We start from the raw sequence: 23,371 nt of genomic DNA, 5'->3' as shown, positions 1-23,371 counted from the left end.
TTTATTCAACACCAAATGCTTCCAATGGCAGATTCAAATTTAATTGAGCGCCACCTTTATTTGCTTTTATAATAATTTTTTTATCTACTTCATGTAAATCAAAATTTTTGCTCATCCCAGATTCTTTCATTTCTGTTGCGTATTGGCTTCGAATTTTCTTCTTTACCTCATGAACAGAACTTTTTGTACGTTTTTCAATATCAGAGTCTTTTAAGCGAGTTTTATCATCTAACTTATGATTATCCTTTTTTGGTTTATCACCATTTGGTGGTATCGGACTTGGTGCAGCCGATACAGCTCCATTTTCCGGCATCGGTGAAGATGAATTTTGATTACCACCGTTCGCCAAATGATTTCCGTATGCAAAAAGCGAACCTGCCAACGCAAACGAAGCTGCATCATCAACTGTTCCAACACCACCCGTTGCAGCATCTTCTACAAGTGTTCCACAAACAATCAGCGAACCTAGAACATAGCATCCTAATGCCGTTCCAAAATTCTTAAGAGAATTTTGCTCTTCAGGTTGCTGATTCAAAATAAATGAATCATACCTTCCATCCGGGTCGGTATACCGCACCGGATTGTTCCCCGCGTAGTGATAACAATTGAGATTGATGTGATTAAACCCACCGTCCATGCCCGGCGAGCGCAATTTTCAATTCGCAATTCGCGGTAAGGCTTGCGCACGAAGAAGGCTTAGCCCCGATTGGAGGGGCGGCGGGAGCCGTTGCGAAGCAATGGAGCGATAGCGGAACCCCGCAAAGCGGGGAATGCAAGTGGATAAGTGGCGCCTGCAAGCGACGTGCTTGGTCGGCAGGGGGCATTCGGCTCCTGATTTTTCTGTGGACTTTTATACAAAATGGATTTTCTGTGCTAAAATTCTCTTTTGTAATTCAGAGGAGTTCTTTATGACGAGGGATTTGACAACTGGTCACCCGTTAAAAATCATTTTTAGCTTTGCGCTTCCGGTTTTTTTTGGGTATTTGTTTCAGCAGGTTTATAATATAGTAGACACAATCATTGTTGGGCAATTTTTGGGAGTAGACGCACTTGCCGCGGTGGGCGCGACCGGAAGTCTCAATTTTTTTATCATCGGATTTTGCATGGGAGTTTGTTCGGGATTCGCGATTCCGGTTGCCCAAAGATTCGGGGCCGGGGACTACGGGCCTATGCGGCAGTTCATTTTTAACGCGTGGATTCTCATTTCGATTCTTGCAGTCGTTCTGACTTTGGTGACGGTGTTTTTTTGCCGGGAGATGCTCGATTTGCTTGCGACTCCACAAAATATAATCGACATGTCGTATTCTTATTTTGTGGTGATTCTTGCGGGCATTCCCGTGATTCTTTTTTACAACAATCTCGCAGGAATCATTCGTGCGGTGGGCGACTCTAAAACTCCGCTGTACTTTCTTTTGATTTCTGCCGTGCTGAACATAATCCTTGACCTTCTGTTCATCGCGGTTTTTAAAATGGGAATTCCCGGTGCGAGTCTTGCGACTGTAATCGCTCAGGGTGTTTCCGGAATCATGTGCTTTATTTACATGAAGAAGAAATTCGAGATTCTCCGTCTGGAAAAGGCAGATAAAATCGTTTCGGTAAAAAGAATGATAAGTCTTGTGGGGATTGGCGTTCCGATGGGATTGCAGTATTCGATTACGGCGATTGGCAGCGTTATTCTGCAGTGGTCGGTGAATATTCTCGGCTCGGTTTACGTGGCGGCTATGGTCACTGCTCAAAAAATCAGCATTTTCTTTTCGACTCCGTTTGATGCTTTGGGCACTACGATGGCGACTTACGGCGGGCAGAATGTGGGCGCAAAGAAAATCAACCGGCTGAATTCCGGGCTTTTTTGGGGATGCGCAATCGGTTTTGCATGGTCGTTCTGCGCGCTCGTTGTGCTGTACTTTTTTGCGGACAATCTTACGGCTCTTTTTATGAGCAAGGATGAACCGCCGGAGGTTGTTGCGGAAGTTGTAAAGAATGCTTTTTACGCGCTCATGGCAAACGGCTGCACTTACTGTCTTTTGACGCTCGTGAACGTGGTGCGCTTTATGATTCAGGGAATGGGATTTTCGAGGCTCGCGATTTTTGCGGGTCTTGCAGAGCTTGTGGGAAGGGCTTTCATTGCGATTGCCCTCGTTCCTGTGTTCGGATTTCAGGGGGCGGTTCTTGCCAGCCCGCTCGCTTGGGTGCTGGCAGATGCCTTCCTGATTCCGGCGTATTTTGCCTGCCGAAAAAAGCTTATAAGAACGCTGGGAGAATAACGGCGCAAATAAGATTTACGGCAAAGGCAAAAATCCACGCAACGGCGCATTGCCAAATAACAAGGCTCAATGCCCACTTTGCGCCAAGTTCCCGTTTTACCGACGAAATTGCGGCAATGCACGGAGTGTACAAAAGGCTAAAAACGAGAAGGCTCATAGCCGAAGCTGATGAAAGTGCGCTCGCAACGCCGTCGCTGAAAAGGATTTCCAACGTTGAAACAACACTTTCTTTTGCCATTACGCCCGAAATGAGCGAAGTGCAGATTCGCCAGTCGCCAAGCCCAATCGGGCGGAAAAGCGGCTCGATAAGCCCCGCAAGTTTTGCAAGGATGCTCATTGAAGAATCTTCCACAAGGTTCAGATGCAAATCAAAACTCTGCAGGAACCAGACGACAATCGTTGCCACAAAAATAACGGTGAACGCGCGTTCCAAAAAATCCTTTGCTTTTTCCCAGAGAAGCTGGGCAACGTTTCGTGCGCTCGGAAGTCTGTAATTCGGGAGTTCCATTACGAACGGAACCGGCTCGCCCCTAAAAAGAGTCTTTCGGTACAAAAGTGCCACAAGGATTCCCGCAAGGATTCCAAGAAGATACAAGCCTGTCATAATCAGCCCGCCGTGGTTCGGGAAGAACGCGCTAACGAAGAAAGCATAAATCGGGAGTTTTGCGGTGCAGCTCATAAACGGAGTGAGCAGAATCGTCATCTTGCGGTCGCGTTCGCTCGGAAGGATTCTCGTTGACATTACGGCGGGAACTGTGCAACCAAATCCGATTAGAAGCGGAACGATGCTTCGCCCCGAAAGTCCGATTTTTCTGAGCAGGGTGTCCATTACAAAAGCCACGCGGGCAATGTAGCCAGAATCTTCAAGAATCGAAAGAAAGAAAAACAGCGTTACGATAATCGGAAGGAAGGAAAGCACGCTTCCCACTCCAGAAAAAATTCCGTCGATTATAAGTCCGTGCAGAACTTCGTTCGTGCCGAGGGAACTCAAGCCAGAATCCGCAAGTTCAGTCAAAGATTCAATTCCACGTTCCAGAAGTGACTGCAAAAATGCGCCGATTACGTTGAACGTCAAAAAGAAAACCGCCGCCATAACTGCCACAAAAACAGGAATCGCGGTGAACTTTCCTGTAAAAACGCGGTCGAGTTTTTGAGAGCGCAGGCGCTCTTTGGATTCGTGCGGCTTTTTTACGCAGGAATCGCAGACTTTCTGAATAAAAGAAAATCGCATGTCCGCCATTGCGGCGCTTCGGTCAAGCTCCCGCTCTTTTTCCATTTGGAGGGCGATGTGCTCAAGGATTTCTTTTTCGTTCACGTCAAGGTCAAGTTTGTAAAGAATCCGCTTGTCGTCTTCCAAAAGTTTGCTCGCCGCAAAACGGAGAGGAATTCCTGAACGCTCGGCGTGGTCCTGAATCAAATGGAATACCGCGTGAAGTGCACGGTGAACCGAGCCGCCTTTTTCGTTCTCGTCGCAAAAATCCTGACGGAGCGGAGTTTCCTGAAAATGGGCCACGTGAATCGCGTGTTTTACAAGCTCGTCAACGCCCTGATTTTTGCTCGCCGAAATCGGGACAACAGGAACGCCCAAAAGTTTCTCCATTTTGTTCACGTCGATTGAGCCACCGTTTCCGCTAACTTCGTCCATCATGTTGAGCGCAATGACCATCGGAATGTTGAGTTCGAGAAGCTGCATCGTAAGATACAGATTCCGCTCGATGTTGGTCGCGTCAACGATGTTTATGATTCCGTGAGGCTTTTCGTTCAGAACAAAATCCCGCGAGATAAGTTCTTCGCTCGAATACGGCGACATTGAATAAATGCCCGGAAGATCCGTTACCAGCGTGTTTTTGTTTCCGCGAATCTCGCCGCTCTTTCGGTCAACCGTAACGCCAGGAAAATTTCCTACGTGCTGATTTGAACCTGTGAGCTGGTTAAAAAGCGTGGTCTTGCCGGAATTCTGGTTTCCCACAAGCGCAAAACGCAAAATCGTGCCGTCCGGAAGAGGATTTTCTGTCGCTTTTTCGTGAAAATTGCCTTCTTCGCCAAGTCCTGGGTGCGAGGAAGAAGTTTTGTCTGAAAGATTGGTAACTGAGCCAAGAGAAACGGAAGATGCAGTTTTAGAATCTTTGCCCTCTGAAAGATTTTTTAAGTCTTCAACTTCAATTTTTGCCGCATCTTCAAGGCGGAGCGTAAGCTCGTATCCGTGAATCTCAATTTCCATCGGGTCGCCCATTGGCGCAAGTTTTATTTTTTTTACGCTTGCCCCTGGAATCACGCCCATATCCAAAAAATGCTGGCGAAGTCCACCGTTTCCGCCAACTTTTGTGATTCTCGATTCGTTACCTAAAGGTAAATTCTGTAAGGTCATAACGTTCAGTATATTGGTTAATTCTATAGAAGTAAACGCAGATGCACGCGGTTCGAGTTCGCTCACCGACCACGGCAAATGGACGTAGGCTGTCATTCCGAACTCGTTTCGGAATCTCTTTCATAACACAAAAGCCGATGCTGAATCAAGTTCAGCATGACACGCACCTTATGGCATAAAACTCCACATTCGCTTTAAAAATATATTTTTGAGATTTTCGTATTTTGAGCAAAATATCAAATGATTTTCGCACCACCGAATTCTAACGGATGCGAATGTCGGTGAGGGCGCACTGGTCGCCGGTAAGGGAGACAAAAATCTCTTTTGAACCGTCCAAAACCGTCGTTACGTTCTGAATGTATATTCCTTTGTTGTGAGTTTTTAGCGTAACGGTATTCTTTTCCTTAAAGAATTCAACATGACACTCATAACCAGTTTTGTTCTGATTTTCCCAGTCCGTCCAGCTTTTAAAACTTTCGGTTTTCTTCATCATAAAAGAGTTTGTTGCAAATGAATTAGAACCGTTATCCTCGCCGTCAAGTTTTATCATGGCATATTCGTGATAGTTCTTGCCGTGCATTTTTTTGTCGTCGGACGAATACAAGACTATGTACGGGCAATGCCACACAAGATTGGCTTCGGGAAGGCTTCTGGTGTGAAAAAGAAGCACCATTTTATCCTTCACTTCAACGCCGCCCGTAAAAGAGGCAAGCGGGCTGTCAATCTGAATGTTCGGAAGGTCAGACTCAATGCGGTCGGTGTAGTCAATTTTTTCTGCGATGCGAGGGATTGAGGTAGATTCCGCATTCTTTCCCGTCTCTAAAACGCTGATGTTCGTAAGATTCACGTTTTCGCCGGTAAGGGCGATGTACGCTGATTTTGAGGCACTCGGCAAGGCGACAATCACTTCAAAAGTTTTTCCAGCCCCGCAAAGTTTTATAAGAAGATGGTCTTCAAAGCGCGAGCAGACGACTCTGCAAGAATCCGAAGATTCTGAATCAGTTTCTGCAAGTTCACTTACATTCCGAACTTCCATGTTTTTTGCGCTCGTCGAGATAAAACGAGAATCAAACCAGATTTCTCCGTATTCAAGATAGCGAAAGCTTTCGATTGTGCGGGGTTCATTGTGAACCAGGCCGTCAAAGGAATCAAAAAGAATGAGAGACGGAAGTGAAAATGGATTTTCGGAGTCAATCGACGCACATTCAAAAGAAATTTCTTTTTCGGCCTGCAAAACAGGAATTCCCACCGTAACGCTTTCCCGATAAGCCTGGCTCACAAGTTCCGGCGCCACTCTACGCACATTTTCGATTATATCCTGGCTGTTTGTTTCTGAATACATCATTCGCACTGCAATCTGAGAAAAAATAGGGTCATATTTTGCGCCAGCTTCCCGAATAAACTTTTCGCGCACGATAAACCGAGGAACGGCGTTGTCAGAAGTCATCCGCTCGTATTCTTTTGCCACCGCGAGAATCCGCGCATATTCAGGAATGCCCGCCCCGTGTTCGTCGTAGCGGTCTTCTGCGTGGCTGACAGTCTCGCTCAAAAAAGGATAAGCGTGAATGTACGAAAGTGAATCGGCCCCCGCATCCGAAAGCAGGGCCGCATAATAGATTTTGTCACACTCTTCATCCCGTTTGCCAGATAGGCGAGCAATTCGGCGGGCTATCTGTGCGTTGCGCTCGGAATGCCCCAGCGGAGTTTTTGTCTGTTTTTCCAGTGCATTTACAAAAGCGCTCGCAGCCTCTCCAAAAAGCATTTCCATGCTCTGCTGCTCGCTTTTTAAAAGCTGAATTTCAAGGGAATGAGCTTTTTCGGCTTCGGCATTGATGTCAAGATAAGTAAAAAAGTACAGGAAAACCGAAACCAGAACCATCGCCATGTTAACAATCGAGATTCCGTAGGCAAAAATCTGAATGATTCCCATTACAATCGGGGCAAAGATGTACAAAAAAATCGCAGCGTAAATAAAATGACTGAAGGAACGGCGATATTTGTGAATGGCAGAAAACTGCAATATCGGGCAAAAAATAGGAACAATATAACAGAAAAGAAAAGCACTTCCGCGGTGATAGCGGTTTGTGGTGTCAAAATTATAATAAAATCCGAGAAAAACATTCAGGATTACCAAAAGCATTTCAATAATCGACGCAATTCCCACAAAGGTGAGCCGACGGGGAATGACTTTAAGTTTTGCCTCGCTCGTCAAAAGGTCAATCAGATACTGATTAAAAATGAACACGATTCCGCCGGTAATAAAAAAGACCATAAAGTTTGAGAGCCGCACCATAATGTAGCCGACCGCCCCCGGAGTTCCCGCGTAAATGTAGGCAAGCCTGTCAAAAAAGAGGAGAAGTGTCGCTTCTATTTCCATGCAGATTAAAATCCAGCGGCGTTTTCGTGGCAGGAACTTCGTTATAAAAAGCATGGCGGCCATTGCCGTGCACATGCCACAGAGGAAAAGCATTATGTCCAGCTGATTCTGTCTGATAAAATTAAACATGTTCCTCCCCGTTTTTTCGTCCTTCTTGCGACAGCGGCGAAAGTTCTTCTTTTATAGTTCTGCACAAAGAAAGCAGTTCATCGGTATGCGAGCTTACAAAAAGCTTGTCGGATTGCCCGAACGCTTCTTCAATCTTTGAGGAAAGTTCAAACAGCGACATTGCACCGACAACATGAGCCGAGGTGCGCATAATTCCGTTTTTCGCACGATATAATTCAAAATCACCAGCCCTGTAGGCTTCCTCAATATCATTTGTATACGATTCAATAGTGTCGTAAAAAAGCTGCACGCTGAACACAAAATGTCCGATGGAGCCAGAATTCTTAATTCCTTCTTCCACGGAAATATCTTTGATTTTGTAGAGCCACCTAAAATTCTCCGGGAGTTCGCTAAGGTCAGCGATAAGCTCACGCAAATCTGGAATCTCCATCATCTCGCGGGGAAGGGAGCGCATAATCGTCCGCTCCAAAAGTCCGCTGTCAACAGGAAGCGGAAGCGTTCCCTTAAAGCCATTCTCAATGTAATGCGATTCGCTTTCAGTTGCGTCTTCCGTAAAAATGTAGACCGGGAGCGACGGAGAAAACTGCTTTATTTTTGCGGAAAGCGCGCTCAGTTTCTCTTCGTCATGCTCAAAGAACTGCTGGTCGATAAACGCAATGTTGAACGAATTCTCCCGGATTTTGTCGATAAAATTCTGCCTGTTTTTTGCGGTGGTAACAAAAACTTTCGTTGCCTTTAAGAGACTTTCTATTACCGCCCGCGTTACGGGATTCTCGCTCGCCACAAGAACGTCGGCATCAGGGGCGATGAACTGCGGAATGTACGGGCCACGGACTGCCCTTTCGTCAGCTTCGGTAAAAATGCCTGCCGGAGTTTGGTCAACAATCTTCTGGCTCAGGGTAAAAATAAACTCAGAACCTTTTCCGAGTTCGCTTTTGCAGACCAAAACTCCGCCCATGAGTTCGGCAAACTTTCGGGAGATGTCAAGGCCAAGCCCAATTTTTGCGTGAGTTTCGTTCACTTTTTTTTCGACCAAGCCGTAAGCGTCGAACAAGCCTTCAACTTCTTCAAGTTTTATGCCTTTGCCGGTATCTTTTACGTAAATGCACAAATCGCAACGGTCGTTCGTGCGGCTTTCCATGCTGACCGTAAGGCTAAAACTTCCTTCGTCGGTGTATTTTACGGCGTTAGTGAGCAAATTCAAAAGAATCTGCTTGATTTTTCCCACGTCGCCGTAGAGCCTGCTCGGAAGCAGCGGGTCAACCGACACGTCGAAGACGAGTTTTTTTTCGGCACTTTTTAGGCGAATCGGAATCACGACAGAGCGCAAGAGAGCTTTTACGTTGTATTCGCTTTCTGAAAGGCTGAATTTTCCGGATTCAATTTTTGACATTTCAAGAAGGTCGTTTACAAGAGTCAAAAGTGAGTCTGCCGCCCGGTGAATGTTCATTCCGTAATTCGTCATTGAAAGAAAATAATGCTTCGGAACGTCTTTCGCATTTTCCCTAAGAATCATCTCGTCCATGCACATAATCGTATTTATAGGCGTAATGATTTCTTGAGACATATTTGAAAGGAATCGGGCTTTTGCGCGGTTCGCCTGCTCGGCATCTTCCCTTGCCGTCCGGATGAGCGTGTACTGCCGGGCAATTACCGTGGACTTCATAATTCGCCAAACGATAACGCACGCCCCACCCACGAGGAGCGAGAACAGAATGATTCGAACAAGAAGAATCTCAAAGATTCGAGGCTTTTTTATGATGTCAAAAGTTCTGTCGAACAAAACGTGCTTTTTGCTGTGGTCAAGAACCTGAATGTGGAAAGTGTACTTTCCGTAAAAAAGTCCAATGTACTCAAGCGGTGGAAGGGATTTTCTTGAAGCCGTGATTCCTTCGTCGTCCGCGCCTTCCAAAAACAAGTGCACCAGCGGATTCGCCATTGTGTAGTCCATTACCGAAGCCACAAAACGAATACGGTCTTTTGAAGACGGCAATGTAAAAGTTCCGTTCGCATCAGGACTGATTTTTTGCTCGCCACAATACACTGCACTTAAAGAAGCTTTTATCTCTGCATTCTGTGCAAAGTAGTGATTGATGTTCACGCGGGTAACGCCTTCTCGGCAGGCAATGTAAAGCACACCGTCCGCGTCGAGCACGCTGAACGAATTTCCTGTTATTGCGCTCGGAAGTCCGTTCGCAATGGTGTAAAGCTGAAAATCTTCCACTTTGTCTAAAAGCAAGTCTTTCGCGCTTACGGCATAAATTCCGTAAGATGAAAGAACCCAAACATCATCATGCCCGTTTATGTAAAGGTCGTAGTTGTTGTTGTAAGGAAAAGTGCTTATTTCTTTTACAACGCCGTCCTTCATGTATTGCAAGGAATTCGAAGTAACAAGCCAGAAAATACCGCGTTTATTGTCTTTTTTTATGCGCATAACGACGTCGCTGGTAAGTCCCGCTTCCCGCCCGATACGACGGATTTCCGAGGAACGCAAGTCTATCATATAGATTCCGTCGCCGTCGCTTCCTGCATACACGGTTCCGCGGTCCTCTTCAACTGTCAGAATCACGGTGTTTTTTATGCCGTCCTGAGTGCTTAGAGTCCTAACGACAATTCCGTCTTTTATAATCGCAAGTCCGTCGTTCGTTCCGCAGACAATGCTTCCGTCAAAAGCCTCGGCAATACAACGGATTTCGTTGTTCAGCATTCCTTCTTTTTTTGTAAAAGACGAAATTTGACCGTCACGAGAAAAACACACGAGACCGAGAGCGTTCGTATAAGTCGCCACCCAAAGATTTCCCTTGCGGTCTTCAAGAAGGCTTCGTATACGGCTGTTTCCAATGTAGGCAGAAAGTGCGTTCTGAACGGCATGATTTTCTTTGTCGATGATTCGTAGGCCTGTGTCACATCCGGCATACAAAAGTCCGTCGTGCAGGCAAGTTGCGTTCACAGTTTCCGAAGGAAGACCTGCAGCTTTTGTCAGATTCAAAAAATTGTCCGCAACGATTTTCATAACGCCTTGCCGGGACGAGCACATCCAGATGTTTCCCTGATAGTCCGCCGTTATCATTTCGATTGAGCTGTGAAGCAGAATATCCGGCACTGGCACGAACACATTTGACTCGTCAAGGTAGCCTATGCTGCTTGCCGAAGAAATCCAGATTCGGTCGCAGTTATAGCTTATTGAATTTATGTGCCCAAGAGCCGTCACGTCGATTCTTTCCATTTCCGATGTGCGTTGCCCGAATTTTCCGTGGTACACAGAACCAAGAGAAGTGCAAAGATAAACCTTTCCTGCTTCTTTTGGATCTGCCATTAGCGTCGTAATAAGTTCTGAAGAAATGTCGGAACTTTTATAGACCGCCTTTGTCCGCATGTTTTCAATTGCGAACACAACGCCTTTTTTTGTGATTCCGTAGACAGTGCCTTTTGAATCGGAATCAAGTTTTAAAATAGTCTCCTCGTTGAGCCTTTTGTCTGGAAGCCTGTACAAAAGCGCGTTCGGATTTACATAGGCAAGCCCGGCCGTGGTCGCAATAAAAATATTCCCCTGCCAGTCTTCGGCAAATCCTCGCACGGAAGAAGACGTAAGACCGTCCTTGTATGTGAAGTGACGCATTTTTTCGTCTGAAAGCATTACTGCACCGTTGTCATTAGTACCAATCCAAATACGATTCTTGCTGTCCTGAAAAAGCACGCGTCCGCTTGTAAGTCCGTTCGTGGCCGGAAGCCGCTCAAAAACAGTCCCGTCGTAGCGGATAACGCCACTGTAGCCGCAAATCCAAATTGAACCGTCAGAAGCACTCATAATGTAATTTGCATCCGATGTGGGAAGCCCGTTGGACGCGTCGTACAGCTCGCAAGTGTAGCCCACGCCAGAAATCTGCTTTGTAACGGCATAGCCACCGCCGATTTTTGCGGATTCCTCAGAAAGAAAAGAAGAAACGCCCAACGGTTCCGCAAAAGCACATCCAGAAGCCAGCAAACATAACGTTGCAAGAATTTTCTGTAAAAGCACGTTCCCTCCTATAAGCCACGAGGCTGATTATATTTTTTTAAGATTCTCTGAACTTCAGGCAGCGCATCCATGAACACTTCCACGCATTTTGGGTCAAACTGAGTACCATTGCCCTCTTGCAAAATTGCGAGAGCCTTTTCTATCGGAAAGGCCGGCTTGTACACGCGAGGAGAAGTGAGCGCGTCAAAAACATCGGCAACCGCCATAATTCTGGCAGAAAGAGGAATCACCTCGCCGTGCCGACCTTCGGGATAGCCCTTCCCGTCCCAGCGTTCGTGATGGTAAGCCGCCATATTCCGGGCTTCCTTTAAGTAGTTTTCGCCCTGCACAGTGCTGATTGCTTTTTCGAGGATAATTTTTCCTGCGGTGGTGTGAGTTTTCATAACCGCGAATTCTTCGTCCGTAAGTTTTCCGGGCTTGTTAAGAACATTGTCCGGAATGTTGATTTTTCCCACATCATGAAGCGGAGCCGAGCGAACAATATCCGAAATGAATTTTGGAGTGATTTTCTGCGCGTAATAGCCCTTTGCCTTTAGCCCCTCAACAATGATTTTTACGTAGGCCGCGGTCTTTTGAATATGCGCGCCGGTATCAGAGTCGCGGTTTTCAACCATATCGGCCATCGTAACGATAAGTCCGTCCTGCATTTTTAGAGTGGACTCCGAAAGACGGCGAATATCCCGAATCTGCTCGGACTGGCTCAGAGTCATACGGCAAAGCGCGTCGTACAATTTTTGAATTTCGTCCCCGCTCTGAATATTGAGCGAACGGATAAAACGCACATTCGCTTCAAGAGTCTCCAAGTCTTCATCTGAATCCGCAAAGCGGTCAAGGCAGGCTGCAAGGGCACTTATCGGATACGAAGTCGTAAGCCCTGTAGTCCAAATTTCATAGGATATAATGACTATAAAAAATCCTGCCATAATCAACAGGATTTTTATAACAAAACTCCCCATGTGGCTAGAAATATAATCCAGCGAAACATCCGCCACCACGTAGCAGACACATTTTCCGGAATTGTCAAAAATTGGCTTGCAAACCGACAAGAGCCAGCCAAAATCGGACTTCGTTTCAACCGGCGAAAACTCTTTTCCTTGCAAAAGGTCACTAACAAAAGGTTCAATTTCCTTGCCATACGGAACGAGAGTTCCAGGCTGAACCCACTTTTTGGAAGAACCTTCGCCCACAATGTCAAAAACGAATCTCGCCCCGTCGCTCTCATTTTGAATCACGTACAGATAAGTCACCGACGAAGCAAGCCATGCATCGTACAGAAGATTTTCCGCATCCTTGTAGCCAGGAGCATTTCTTCCACGCCGAATGAAATCATCAACTTTATCGGGGTTAATAAAACTTGAGGCGATTTTTACGCAAGTCAGCGCATTCTCAGTCTTTTCTTTTTTTGCATTGTTAAAATACAGGCGAAACGCAATAACGCTCGTAAGAACGATAAAAACCAGGGATGTAACCACAAAATTAGCGGCAATCCGAGTATGAAGGGGCTTTTTTATATCGCTACGCGCCGAATTAATGCCGTCGGCTGCCGTGCTAGAATAAATATACCGCCGCCAGCATTCCTCTTCAAACAAATCAAGAAAATTTTTGGGAGCAACCGTGAGCAGAACAATAATAAAAACGCTGATAAACCCTTTTTCAAGAAGATACAAAAGAAAATTAGCAAGAGCCAACGAAAGAAGATATGGAATCGAAGCCGCAGTGGCAAACGTGTGAGCGCTCTCCGCAATAAGACCGGCCTCCTCCGAAAATCTATACTGAACAAACGTGACCGAAAGTGCGGAAATGAGAGCCGTGATTACGACAAACAAAAAAGTCCGCACAAAACTCTTGAAGCACCCGAAACGCAGAAAAATCACCGTACAAATTGCAATTACGGCATTAAAAAAAGAAAGATAGATTGAAGGCGCATAAAATAAGGCACAGATAACATTTGTCGCCACCGCAGTCACAATTCCGGGAAAAAGAAAGCCATTAATGGCGGCCACAGCAATCGTTCCGAGCGTATCCAAAAAAAGCGGAAAACCCAGCCTGCACATACAAAACGACAAAAGCACATTTATAGAAATGCCGCAAATCGAAAGAATGATACGGCGAGCGCGAATGCTGAGTTTTTTTGATGTTGAGCTTGACTGCGTTTTCAAAAGTTGCCTCGTAAACGTGAACGTAACCATTGTAACACGATAAACCGCCCATGAACAGATAAAATTAAGATTAATAAAAGATTAAAAAAAGCCAGTACTCAGTTTTCGCTACCGCCAAAGCAGATTTTTGGTCTAGCTTTGCAACTCGAACTTGAGTCTAATATTTTCTACAAATCCTATTGACAGAGTAGGAATATATAAATATTATAAACCTATTATTTCAGTAGGTTTTACAGGAGTTTATTATGGCAGACATTAAACAAAGCGCAGTAGAATTAATCGGAAACACACCACTTTTAAAGCTTAACGGCTACACAAAAAGTGCTGGTATTACAGACACAACAATCCTCGCAAAATTGGAATATTTGAATCCTGCAGGAAGCGTAAAAGACAGAGTTGCACTTGCAATGATAGAAAAAGCAGAAAAAGACGGAACTTTAAAACACGGTTCAACAATCATTGAGCCAACAAGCGGAAACACTGGCATTGGACTTGCAGCGGTCGGAGCGGCAAAAGGATACAGAACGATTCTTACGTTGCCAGAAACCATGAGCGTTGAACGAAGAAATCTTCTTAAAGCATACGGAGCAGAACTTGTTCTTACAGACGGCTCAAAAGGCATGAAAGGCGCAATCGAAAAAGCCGAGGAACTCAAAAATTCAATTCCTGGCGCAGTCATTTTGGGTCAGTTCGTAAACCCAGAAAATCCAGCCGCTCACAAAAGAACAACCGGCCCTGAAATCTGGAAGCAGACAGACGGCAAAGTTGATATTTTTGTTGCGGGCGTTGGCACCGGCGGAACGATTACGGGTGTTGGAGAATACTTAAAATCACAAAATCCTTCTATTAAAGTAGTTGCCGTAGAGCCAGCAACCAGCCCAGTTCTTTCTAAAGGAACAGCGGGAGCGCACAAAATTCAGGGAATCGGTGCGGGATTCGTTCCAGATGTTTTGAACACAAAAATCTACGACGAAATTCTCCCAATCGAAAACGAAGACGCTTTTGAAGAAGGACGAGCATTTGCTGTAAGCGAGGGAATTCTTGTGGGAATTTCTTCTGGAGCCGCCTTAAAAGCCGCAAAAATTCTTGCGCAGAGACCAGAAAACGCAGGAAAAACAATCGTAGTCCTTTTACCGGATTCTGGAGACAGATACCTTTCTACAGCATTGTTCAACACAAACTAACAAAAGGAATGCTAATTAGCCTGAATGCCAAGTTTCACCAATTTGGTGATTTAGTGCCGAAATTTGGTAGTTGAGCGCAATCAAAAACACTCGTGATTAAAAATCTTGATTGCAAAAAAAAGCTAACTGCCATTTCGACACTTCGGCAGGTTTAATGACCATTTTTGTCACCTCGACAGGTTTAATGACAGTTTTTGTCACCTCGATGACCATTTTTGTCACCTCGAGCGCAGTCGAGAGGTCTGCAAGCAATAGATTTCTCCAGTCCGCTTAGGAACTGTAGATGTCTCGACTTCGCTCGACATGACAGAGTGGGACATTCGACATGACATAGCGGAACACTTCGACAGGTTTAATGACCGTTTTTGTCACCTCGATGACCGTTTTTGTCACCTCGAGCGTAGTCGAGAGGTCTACAAGCGATAGATTTCTTCACTCCGCTTAGGAACAGTAGATGTCTCGACTTCGCTCGACATGACGGAGTGAGACACTTCGACATGACAGAGTGGAATACTTCGACAGGTTTAATGACCGTTTTTGTCACCTCGACAGGTTTAATGACCGTTTTTGTCACCTCAACAGGTTTAATGACCATTTTTGTCACCTCGAGCGTAGTCGAGAGGTCTACAAGCGATAGATTTCTCCACTCCGCTTAGGAACAGTAGATGTCTCGACTTCGCTCGACATGACAGAGTGGAACGCTCAGAATGACAGAGCGGGATGCTTGACAGGTTTTATGACCGTTTTTGTCACCTCGAGCGCAGTCGAGAGGTCTACAAGCGATAGATTTTTCACTCCGCTTAGGAACAGTAGATGTCTCGACTTCGCTCGACATGACAGAGTGAGACACTTCGACATGACAGAGTGGAACGCTCAGACATGACAGAGTGAGACGCTCAGAATGACAGAGCGGGATGCTCGACATGACATAGCGGGATGCTCGACATGACATAGCGGGATGCTCGACATGACAGAGTGAGACGCTCAGAATGACCTGTTATTTAAGATTCGTTTTACAAGGAATTTCAGCATTATGAATTTACCTTGTACATAACTCGGAATTCCTATAAAAAGAGAGGAAGTCAGATACATCTTTTTTAACTCCCAGAATTAAAACATGATTTCATTACTGTGCATAAGTCTTAATCATAAAAATGCCTCAATTGATATCCGAAAGCAATTTGCATTTTCAGAAACTGAGGCGAAATCTTTTTGTGCTTCGCTCTGCGACAAATCGGGCGGCACGTTCGTGAACGGCGCGGTGCTTGTCTCAACTTGCAACCGCTTTGAACTCTACGTTTCTCTCCCAAAAAACGCCGGTGCGGACGCAAAAACCGTTCCTAACTTGCAGGAACGAATCGCAAAGGCAAAGGAAAAAGACGTTAGGATTCTCCGAAAATACTCACATTCATTTATTGGAAAAGATGCGCTAAAACATCTTTTTTCGGTAGCCGCCGGACTCGACAGCATGATTTTAGGCGAAAACCAGATTTTAGGTCAGCTCAGAGAAGCCTACAAAACGGCATTCAACGCGGGGCAAACGGATTTTCTCTTGAACACAGTTTTTCAACGCGCGCTCTCCGCGGCAAAGCGAATAAAAACCGAAACGAACCTCTCCAAAACGACGGAATCAATCGCGACGCTGGCCGTAAAACAGATTTTGTCGTTCTCGCAAAACAAGCCAATCACGGCGCTCGTAATCGGCGCTTCCGGGCAGACCGGCTCGCTCGTGGTGCGCGACCTTGCAGAACGGGCGGGAATCCAAGTGCTGGCAACGGTTCGGCATCACTACCCGCTCCCGGAACTGAATCAAGTCACAAAAATCGCCTACGACGAACGCTACGATTTTTTTGAGCAGAGCGATGTAGTCGTGAGCGCAACCCGAAGTCCGCACTGCACAGTAAGCTACGAAGACACGATGAAGGCTATAAAATCGCAGAAGCCACGGCTTTTTATAGACCTTGCAGTTCCCAACGACATTGACCCGGCACTCTCGAACGAAGAAAACTTCACTCTCAAAAACATCGACTGCTTTACCGCAATCGCAAAAGAGCACAACTTGCAAAAAAAAGAAGGCACGTTAAAAGCAGCTGACATTCTGAACGAAGAGCTGGACTCAACGGTAAAAGAACTGTTTTTTCACAGCAAAATTGATTTTGTAAAAGATTTTGGTCTTAAAATCAAAAACAAAAACGGAATGCAGTTTTTGTACGAAATGCGCCGCATGGCTACGGCAGACGAACTTGCAGTTCTCATGGGAATCTGGCATCGCATGAACGAAAACCTGCACGAATCAGAGGAGTAAAATGGCATTTTTTCCGATTTTTGTTGAATTAAAAAATTGTCTCGTTGTGGGCGGAGGCAAAGTCGCAAGCCGAAAAATCGACCAGCTTTCAGAATACGCAAAAAAAATAACAGTTGTCTCCCCAAAAATCAGCGAGGAAATCCGAACGCTAAAAAATTCTCAGAACGATTCAGAACAGACTTGCCAGATTCAGATTTTTGAACGATTTTTTGAAGAAAATGATGTTGAAGGAATGTCGCTAGTCATCGCGGCCACGAATGATTCAGACTGCAATAAAAAAGTTGCGTCTGCCTGCCGAAAAATGCACATTCCGGTGAACGTGGTCGATATTCCAGAATTGTGCGATTTTTATTTTCCGGCTTTGGTGCGGCGCGGGGAACTTGTCGTAGGAATCGGAACCGGCGGAAAAAGCCCTGCCTTCGCACGGAACGTCCGAAAATCGGTGGAAGATTTTTTACCACTCAACGCCGGCGAAAAACTTGAAAAAGCGGCAAAAATTCGTGAAGAATTACTTGCAAAAGGAAAAAGCCCCGCAAACGATGCGGCATACAACGAGGCAATAAAATTATGAAAGAAACAAACGAATTAAAATGTATAAAAATCGGCACGCGGCAAAGCGCACTAGCCCTAGTCCAGACGGCACTTGTATCAGAATCGCTAAAATCAAAATTTCCAGAAACTGAAATAGAAATCGTAAAAAAACAGACTGCCGGAGACAAGAATCTAAAAACGGCACTCGCGGACTTTGGCGGAAAAGGTGCGTTCGTTACGGAATTTGAAGACGCGCTCTCAAATCGGGAAATTGACCTTGCGGTTCACAGCGCAAAAGACTTGCCGGCTCAGCTCCCGGACGGACTTACAATCGCAATGACGCTTCCACGGGAAGACCCGCGGGACGTTCTTGTATGGCGGAACGAAGAAACAAAAAAAGTGGCGGAAACTTCAAGCGAAGCGTTCGTTGTCGGAACGAGCAGCCCACGGCGCGAGCTTCAAATCAAAGCGATGTTCCCGAACTGTGCCTGCAAGATTTTACGCGGGAACGTTCCCACACGGCTTTTAAAACTTTCCAACGGAGAATACGACGCAATCATTCTTGCTGCGGCAGGGCTAAAACGACTCGGACTCTGGGACGAAAACAAAAACGAAGATTCCTCCGATTCAACCGAAAAAAAACCGTTCTTTCAGCCGTTGGAATTTGAGCAAATGCTTCCGGCAGGCGGGCAAGGAATCATCGCAGTTGAATGCAGAAAAATCACAGACCCGGCAAAGCCCACCGACAAAGCGTTGAACAAACTTCTTTCGGTCTGCAACGACAAAACCGCATTCGCAGAATTCAAAACCGAACGGTATTTGATTTTTAAACTCGGTTGCGGCTGCCATGAACCGACGGCAGTTTTCAGCAAAATCAGCGGAAGCAAAATGACGATTACGCTTTTAGAAGAACGGGACGGAAAGCCAGTTCGCAAAAGCATAACAGGCGAAATCGGGGAACAGTTCGAAGAAAAGCGACTTTTTGCACTTGCAGACGAACTTTTGGAGAAGACTTATGAATAAAATCACAGCAGGAACAGTCTATCTTGTTGGAGCCGGCCCCGGCGACACTGGGCTAATCACAATCCGCGCGCAGGAGCTTATAAAAAACTGCGACGTGCTCGTTTACGACGCGCTTGCAAATCCTGCATTTTTGGGCGAAACAAAAACTGACTGCAAAAAAATCTTTGTGGGAAAAATGCTCGGAAAGCACAGCGCAAGCCAGAGCGACATAAACGACATATTGATTCAGCAAGCACTTTTAGGAAAAACAGTCGTGCGCCTAAAAGGCGGAGATCCGTTCGTGTTCGGGCGGGGCGGCGAAGAAGCCCAGGCTCTGGAAGAAAACGGCATTCCGTATCAGATTGTGCCGGGAGTCACTTCGGCAATCGCGGCCCTCGAATCGGCAGGAATTCCCGTAACACAGCGCAAAGTGGCACGAAGCTTTACGGTGATTACCGGGCACACGCAAGAAAATCTTTGCGAAAGCGGAACAGAATCCGCAGAAGACAGGTTCAGCCAGTACGCAAAGATTGACGGAACTCTCGTTTTTTTGATGGGAGTTTCACACCTAAAAGAAATCACTTTGGGCTTACTAAAAGGCGGAATGAATCCAAACACGCCAGTCTCAATCGTGGAACAAGGCACAACGGTGCATGAACGCCGCACGAACGGAACTCTTTCCACGATTACAAAAATTGCAGAGCGGGAACGAGTCTCAAATCCTGCGGTAATTTGCGTGGGCAAAGTCGCACAGTTCAATTTTACGAGCCAAAAACTTCCCTTAAATGGCACACGAGTCGGCATTACCGGAACAAGCTCTTTTACAAAAAAACTTTCAAAACCGCTAAAAGACCTTGGCGCACGAGTTTACTGCGCACCGTTCCTAAAAGTCGTGTGCGACTCTCAAGCAGATCCGCTGTTGCCGCCGATTTCAGAAATCAGCTGGATTATTTTTACGAGCACAAACGGCGTTCACGATTTTTTTAGACTTTTAAAAAAACGCGGAACGGATTTTCGCTCACTTTCAAACCTTAAATTCTGCGTCGTGGGAAGCGGAACTGCAAACACGCTCAAAGAATACGGCTTTGCGGCGGATTACGTTCCTGAACGCTACACGGTTTTGGACATGGCAAAAGGATTTTCGGCCCGGCTAAAAAACGAAAAATCTCCCCGCGGAAAAATCTGCGCGCTCAGGGCAAAAGAAGGCTCGGAAGACCTTGCGGAAATCTTAAAAAAAGAAGGAATTCAATTCTCTGACATTCCGATTTATTCGATTCAAAAAGATTCAGCACAAATTGATTCCTTGCTCGAACAAATCGACGCGCTCGATTACATCACTTTTGCAAGTTCCTCTGGTGCCAGTGCGTTTTTTGAACGATTTTACGAACTTAAGGAAATAAAAGAGATTGAAAAAAACCGACTCCACGCAGAATGCAAATTTGTCTGCATCGGCGAAAAAACAGCCGAAACCGTCGGAAAATGGTGCACAAAACTTTCACTTTCAAACAAAATACTCACCGCCAGCAACTACAATGCGGACGGAATAATAAAATCAATTTCTGGAGACAAAAAATGAATGAACTGAATTTTACCCGACTTCGCCGACTCAGAGTGAACGAAACGATGCGAAGCCTTGTACGTGAAACTACAATTTCTGTAAGCGACCTTGTATACCCGATTTTTGTGATTGAAGGAAAAGGACTCAAAAATCCGATTGAATCCATGCCAGGAATCTTTCAGTTTTCGGTAGATAAACTTTCCGAAGAACTCGACCGCGTTCAATCCGCTCGGATTCCTGCGGTGCTTCTTTTTGGAATTCCTCAAAAAAAAGACGAAATTGCATCTTCCGCCTACGACGATAACGGAGCCGTGCAAGAAGCAATACGACTGATTAAAAAAGACTACCCGAATCTGCTTGTAATTGCGGACGTTTGCCTGTGCGAATACACGAGTCACGGACACTGCGGAGTAATTTCGCCAGCAGGAGTCATTCTGAACGACCCGACGCTTCCGCTGCTCGCAAAGATGAGCGTGAGCCTTGCAAAGGCCGGAGCCGACATTATAGCCCCAAGCGACATGATGGACGGACGAGTGGCGGCAATCCGGGCTTCCCTTGACGAAAATGGTTTTGAAGACCGCGCGATTATGGCGTACAGCGCAAAATTCGCCTCTGCCTACTACGGGCCGTTCCGGGACGCGGCACACTCCGCCCCTGCATTCGGGGACCGAAAATCTTACCAAATGGACATTTCGAACGGACGCGAAGCCATGCGCGAAATTGAAGCCGACATTGCCGAAGGCGCGGACTTTATAATGGTAAAGCCGGCCCTTGCCTATCTTGATGTTGTAAAAGAGGCAAGAGAACGATTTGACCTTCCGATTGCAACTTACAACGTTTCCGGTGAATATGCGATGGTCAAAACAGCAGCTCAGGCAGGTTTTATAGACGAAAAAAGAATCGTAATGGAAAACATGATTGCAATGAAGCGAGCCGGAGCAAAAATCATCATCACGTATCATGCGCTCGATGTGGCTTTTTGGCTAAAGGAGAGTGAATAAAATGACAGAATCAAAATCCATTTCATTGTTCGAAAAAGCACAGACTCTAATGCCGGGTGGCGTAAACAGCCCGGTTCGGGCATACAGAGCCGTTCACAGGACTCCGCGTTTTATAAAAAGTGCAAATGGCAGCAAGATTACCGATGCTGACGGAAACACGTACATTGACTACGTTTGCACCTGGGGACCAGCCCTTTTGGGGCACGCTTTTCCGGCCGTGGTCAAAGCCGTACAAAAAGCGGCGGTAAAAGGACTGAGCTACGGCGCACCAACAGAAGGCGAAGTTAAGCTTGCACATCTCGTTTCGTCTCTTATGCCGCCAATTCAAATGCTCAGACTCGTAAGCAGCGGAACCGAAGCCGTGATGAGTGCAATAAGAGTCGCACGCGGGTACACTGGTCGGAACAAAATCATAAAGTTCAAGGGATGCTACCACGGACACTCGGACAGCCTGCTCGTAAAAGCCGGGAGCGCAGCCCTTACATGTGCTTCACCAGACAGTGCGGGAGTTCCAAAAGGCTGCACGCAAGACACACTCGTAGCCCTTTACAACGACCAAGAAAGCGTAAAACGCCTTTTTGAAGCGAACAAAGGCGAAGTGGCGGCCATTATTGTGGAGCCTGTAGCCGCAAACATGGGCGTTGTTCTGCCCCAAAATGGCTTTCTTGAATTTTTACGAGACATAACAAAACGCGAAGGCTCACTCCTTATTTTTGATGAAGTGATTACAGGATTCAGACTCGCACCAGGCGGTGCCTCTGAGCGTTTCGGAATCACTCCAGATCTCGTTACCCTCGGAAAAATCATTGGCGGCGGAATGCCAGTCGGAGCGTATGGCGGTCGCCGCGAGATAATGCAGCAGGTTTCGCCTTTGGGCTCTGTTTATCAGGCGGGCACGCTGAGCGGAAACCCGGTTTCTGTAGCGGCAGGACTGGCTACGCTTGAGTATCTTGCAAGCCACAAGGAAATTTACAGCGCGCTCGAAGATAAAACAAACCGCCTTGCAACCGCATACAGAAATGCATTCGGAAAGCAGGTCTGCGTGAACAACATCGCCTCGCTTATGAGTGTATTTTTTACGGCAAAGCCTGTAACAAATTACGAAACGGCAAGCTCTTCCGACACGGAACGTTATGCGGAATATTTTAACTTTATGCTGGACAACGGCATTTATCTTGCGCCAAGCCAATTCGAGGCAATGTTCATAAGCGCAGCTCATTCCGACGAAGACATTGAAAAAACAATAAGCACGTTACAAAAATTCACGCAGGTTTAAAAACTGCTAGCCGTCATACTGAGCGTCTCTCTCTGTCATTCCAAGCATCCCGCTCTGTCATGCCAAGTGTCCCGCTCTGTCATGCCAAGTGTCCCACTCTGTCATGCAAGTGTCTCATTCTGTCATGTCGAGTGTCCCGCTCTGTCATGCCAAGCGTCCCGCACTGTCATGTCGAGCGAAGTCGAGACATCTACTCTTCCCAGTCAATCGCGGACTAGAGAAATCTATCGCTTGTAGACCTCTCGACTGCGCTCGAGGTGACACTCACACTATATGAAGTGGTTTCAACTTCGGTCGAGGTGACAAAAACGGTCATGAAACCTGTCGAAGTGTCTCATTCTGTCATGTCGAGTGTCCCGCTCTGTCATGTCGAGCGAAGTCGAGACATCTACTCTTCCCGGTCAATAGCGAACTGGAGAAATCTATCGCTTGTAGACCTCTCGACTGCGCTCGAGGTGACACTTACACTATATGAAGTGGTTTCGACTTCGGTCGAGGTGATAAAAACGCTCATTAAACCTGTCGAAGTGTCCCATTCTGTCATGCAAGTGTCTCATTCTGTCATGTCGAGCATTCCGCTCTGTCATGTCGAGCGTCTCATTCTGTCATGTCGAGCGAAGTCGAGACATCTACTGTTCCTAAGCGTAGTCGAGAAATCTATCGCGTATAGACCTCTCGACTGCGCTCGAGGTGACACTCACTCTTTAAAGTGGTTTCGACTCTGGTCGATGTGACAAAAACGGTCATTCCGACTATGTTCTGGCAGGCATTGTAGAGTTATTCCGATTTTTCAGTATCTGTGACTAATCTGCGCTATCTGTGTTTATCCGCGTCGAAAAACTGCTAGCCGTCATGTCGAGTGTCTCACTTTGTCATGTCGAGCGAAGTCGAGACATCTACTCTTCCCGGTCAATCGCGTAGTGAAGAAATCTATCGCGTATAGACCTCTCGACTACGCTCGAGGTGACACTCACACTATATGAAGTGGTTTCAACTTCGCTCGATGTGACAAAAACGGTCATTAAACCTGCTGAAGTGTCTCTCTCTGTCATGTCGAGCATTCCACTCTGTCATGTCGAGCGTCTCACTCTATCATGCAAAGTGTCCCGCACTGTCATGTCGAGCGAAGTCGAGACATCTACTGCTCCCGGTCAATCGCGGAGTGAAGAAATCTATCGCTTGTAGACCTCTCGACTACG

13 protein-coding genes are annotated in these 23,371 nt (G+C 46.3%); 8 read left to right on the top strand and 5 right to left on the bottom strand.

Annotation, left to right across the window (positions count from 1 at the left end):
* Position 1 precedes the first annotated feature (1 nt).
* Positions 2 to 637: a hypothetical protein gene (locus JI65_RS11845; protein ID WP_191016881.1), complete on the bottom strand. Its 636-nt coding sequence runs from the start codon at positions 635 to 637 to the stop codon at positions 2 to 4.
* Between the two features lie 271 nt (positions 638 to 908).
* On the opposite strand from JI65_RS11845, the gene JI65_RS11840 reads away from it, so the two are divergent.
* Entirely contained in the window at positions 909 to 2,264 is a 1,356-nt protein-coding gene (locus JI65_RS11840) for an MATE family efflux transporter (protein WP_191016856.1), read from the top strand.
* Here the strand turns inward: JI65_RS11840 and feoB are convergent.
* The 4 genes from feoB to JI65_RS11820 all read right to left on the bottom strand — a co-directional run bounded on the left by feoB (position 2,242) and on the right by JI65_RS11820 (position 13,315).
* Positions 2,242 to 4,728 (bottom strand): ferrous iron transport protein B, encoded by a 2,487-nt coding sequence (gene feoB / locus JI65_RS11835; protein WP_242457233.1) that lies wholly within the window; start codon positions 4,726 to 4,728, stop codon positions 2,242 to 2,244. The genes JI65_RS11840 and feoB overlap by 23 nt on opposite strands.
* Positions 4,729 to 4,894: 166 nt before the next feature.
* Positions 4,895 to 7,138, bottom strand: a complete 2,244-nt coding sequence (locus JI65_RS11830) for an HD-GYP domain-containing protein (protein WP_191016854.1) — start codon at positions 7,136 to 7,138, stop codon at positions 4,895 to 4,897.
* Positions 7,131 to 11,156: an ATP-binding protein gene (locus JI65_RS11825; RefSeq protein ID WP_191016852.1), complete on the bottom strand. Its 4,026-nt coding sequence runs from the start codon at positions 11,154 to 11,156 to the stop codon at positions 7,131 to 7,133. Before JI65_RS11825 ends, JI65_RS11830 begins: the two co-directional genes overlap by 8 nt.
* A gap of 8 nt (positions 11,157 to 11,164) precedes the next feature.
* Positions 11,165 to 13,315: an HD-GYP domain-containing protein gene (locus JI65_RS11820; RefSeq protein WP_191016850.1), complete on the bottom strand. Its 2,151-nt coding sequence runs from the start codon at positions 13,313 to 13,315 to the stop codon at positions 11,165 to 11,167.
* A 245-nt stretch (positions 13,316 to 13,560) separates the two neighbouring features.
* Here JI65_RS11820 and cysK point away from each other — a divergent pair, with 245 nt between their 5' ends.
* The 7 genes from cysK to hemL all read left to right on the top strand — a co-directional run bounded on the left by cysK (position 13,561) and on the right by hemL (position 22,172).
* Entirely contained in the window at positions 13,561 to 14,499 is a 939-nt protein-coding gene (gene cysK, locus JI65_RS11815) for a cysteine synthase A (RefSeq protein WP_191016848.1), read from the top strand.
* 1,117 nt (positions 14,500 to 15,616) lie between these two features.
* Positions 15,617 to 16,804 carry a glutamyl-tRNA reductase gene (gene hemA / locus JI65_RS11810; RefSeq protein WP_191016846.1) on the top strand — a complete coding sequence of 396 codons (1,188 nt, stop codon included), beginning with the start codon at positions 15,617 to 15,619 and terminating at the stop codon, positions 16,802 to 16,804.
* Between the two features lies 1 nt (position 16,805).
* Complete coding sequence (locus tag JI65_RS11805) at positions 16,806 to 17,375, top strand: precorrin-2 dehydrogenase/sirohydrochlorin ferrochelatase family protein (RefSeq protein WP_191016843.1); 570 nt, start codon at positions 16,806 to 16,808, stop codon at positions 17,373 to 17,375.
* Positions 17,372 to 18,358, top strand: coding sequence for a hydroxymethylbilane synthase (gene hemC, locus JI65_RS11800; RefSeq protein ID WP_191016841.1), 987 nt, complete (start codon positions 17,372 to 17,374; stop codon positions 18,356 to 18,358). Before JI65_RS11805 ends, hemC begins: the two co-directional genes overlap by 4 nt.
* Positions 18,351 to 19,913 (top strand): uroporphyrinogen-III C-methyltransferase, encoded by a 1,563-nt coding sequence (gene cobA, locus JI65_RS11795; RefSeq protein ID WP_191016839.1) that lies wholly within the window; start codon positions 18,351 to 18,353, stop codon positions 19,911 to 19,913. The genes hemC and cobA overlap by 8 nt, the downstream gene beginning before the upstream one ends.
* Positions 19,910 to 20,896, top strand: coding sequence for a porphobilinogen synthase (gene hemB / locus JI65_RS11790; protein ID WP_191016837.1), 987 nt, complete (start codon positions 19,910 to 19,912; stop codon positions 20,894 to 20,896). Before cobA ends, hemB begins: the two co-directional genes overlap by 4 nt.
* Before the next feature lies 1 nt (position 20,897).
* A complete protein-coding gene (gene hemL, locus JI65_RS11785) occupies positions 20,898 to 22,172 on the top strand; it encodes a glutamate-1-semialdehyde 2,1-aminomutase (RefSeq protein ID WP_191016834.1) in 1,275 nt (424 codons plus the stop codon).
* Positions 22,173 to 23,371: the final 1,199 nt, after the last annotated feature.

The organism is Treponema zioleckii (assembly GCF_014737315.1).
Taxonomy (GTDB): Bacteria; Spirochaetota; Spirochaetia; order Treponematales; family Treponemataceae; genus Treponema_D; species Treponema_D zioleckii.
Note: the sequence above shows the minus strand (reverse complement) of the source record. Positions and strands in the feature narration are given on the sequence as shown.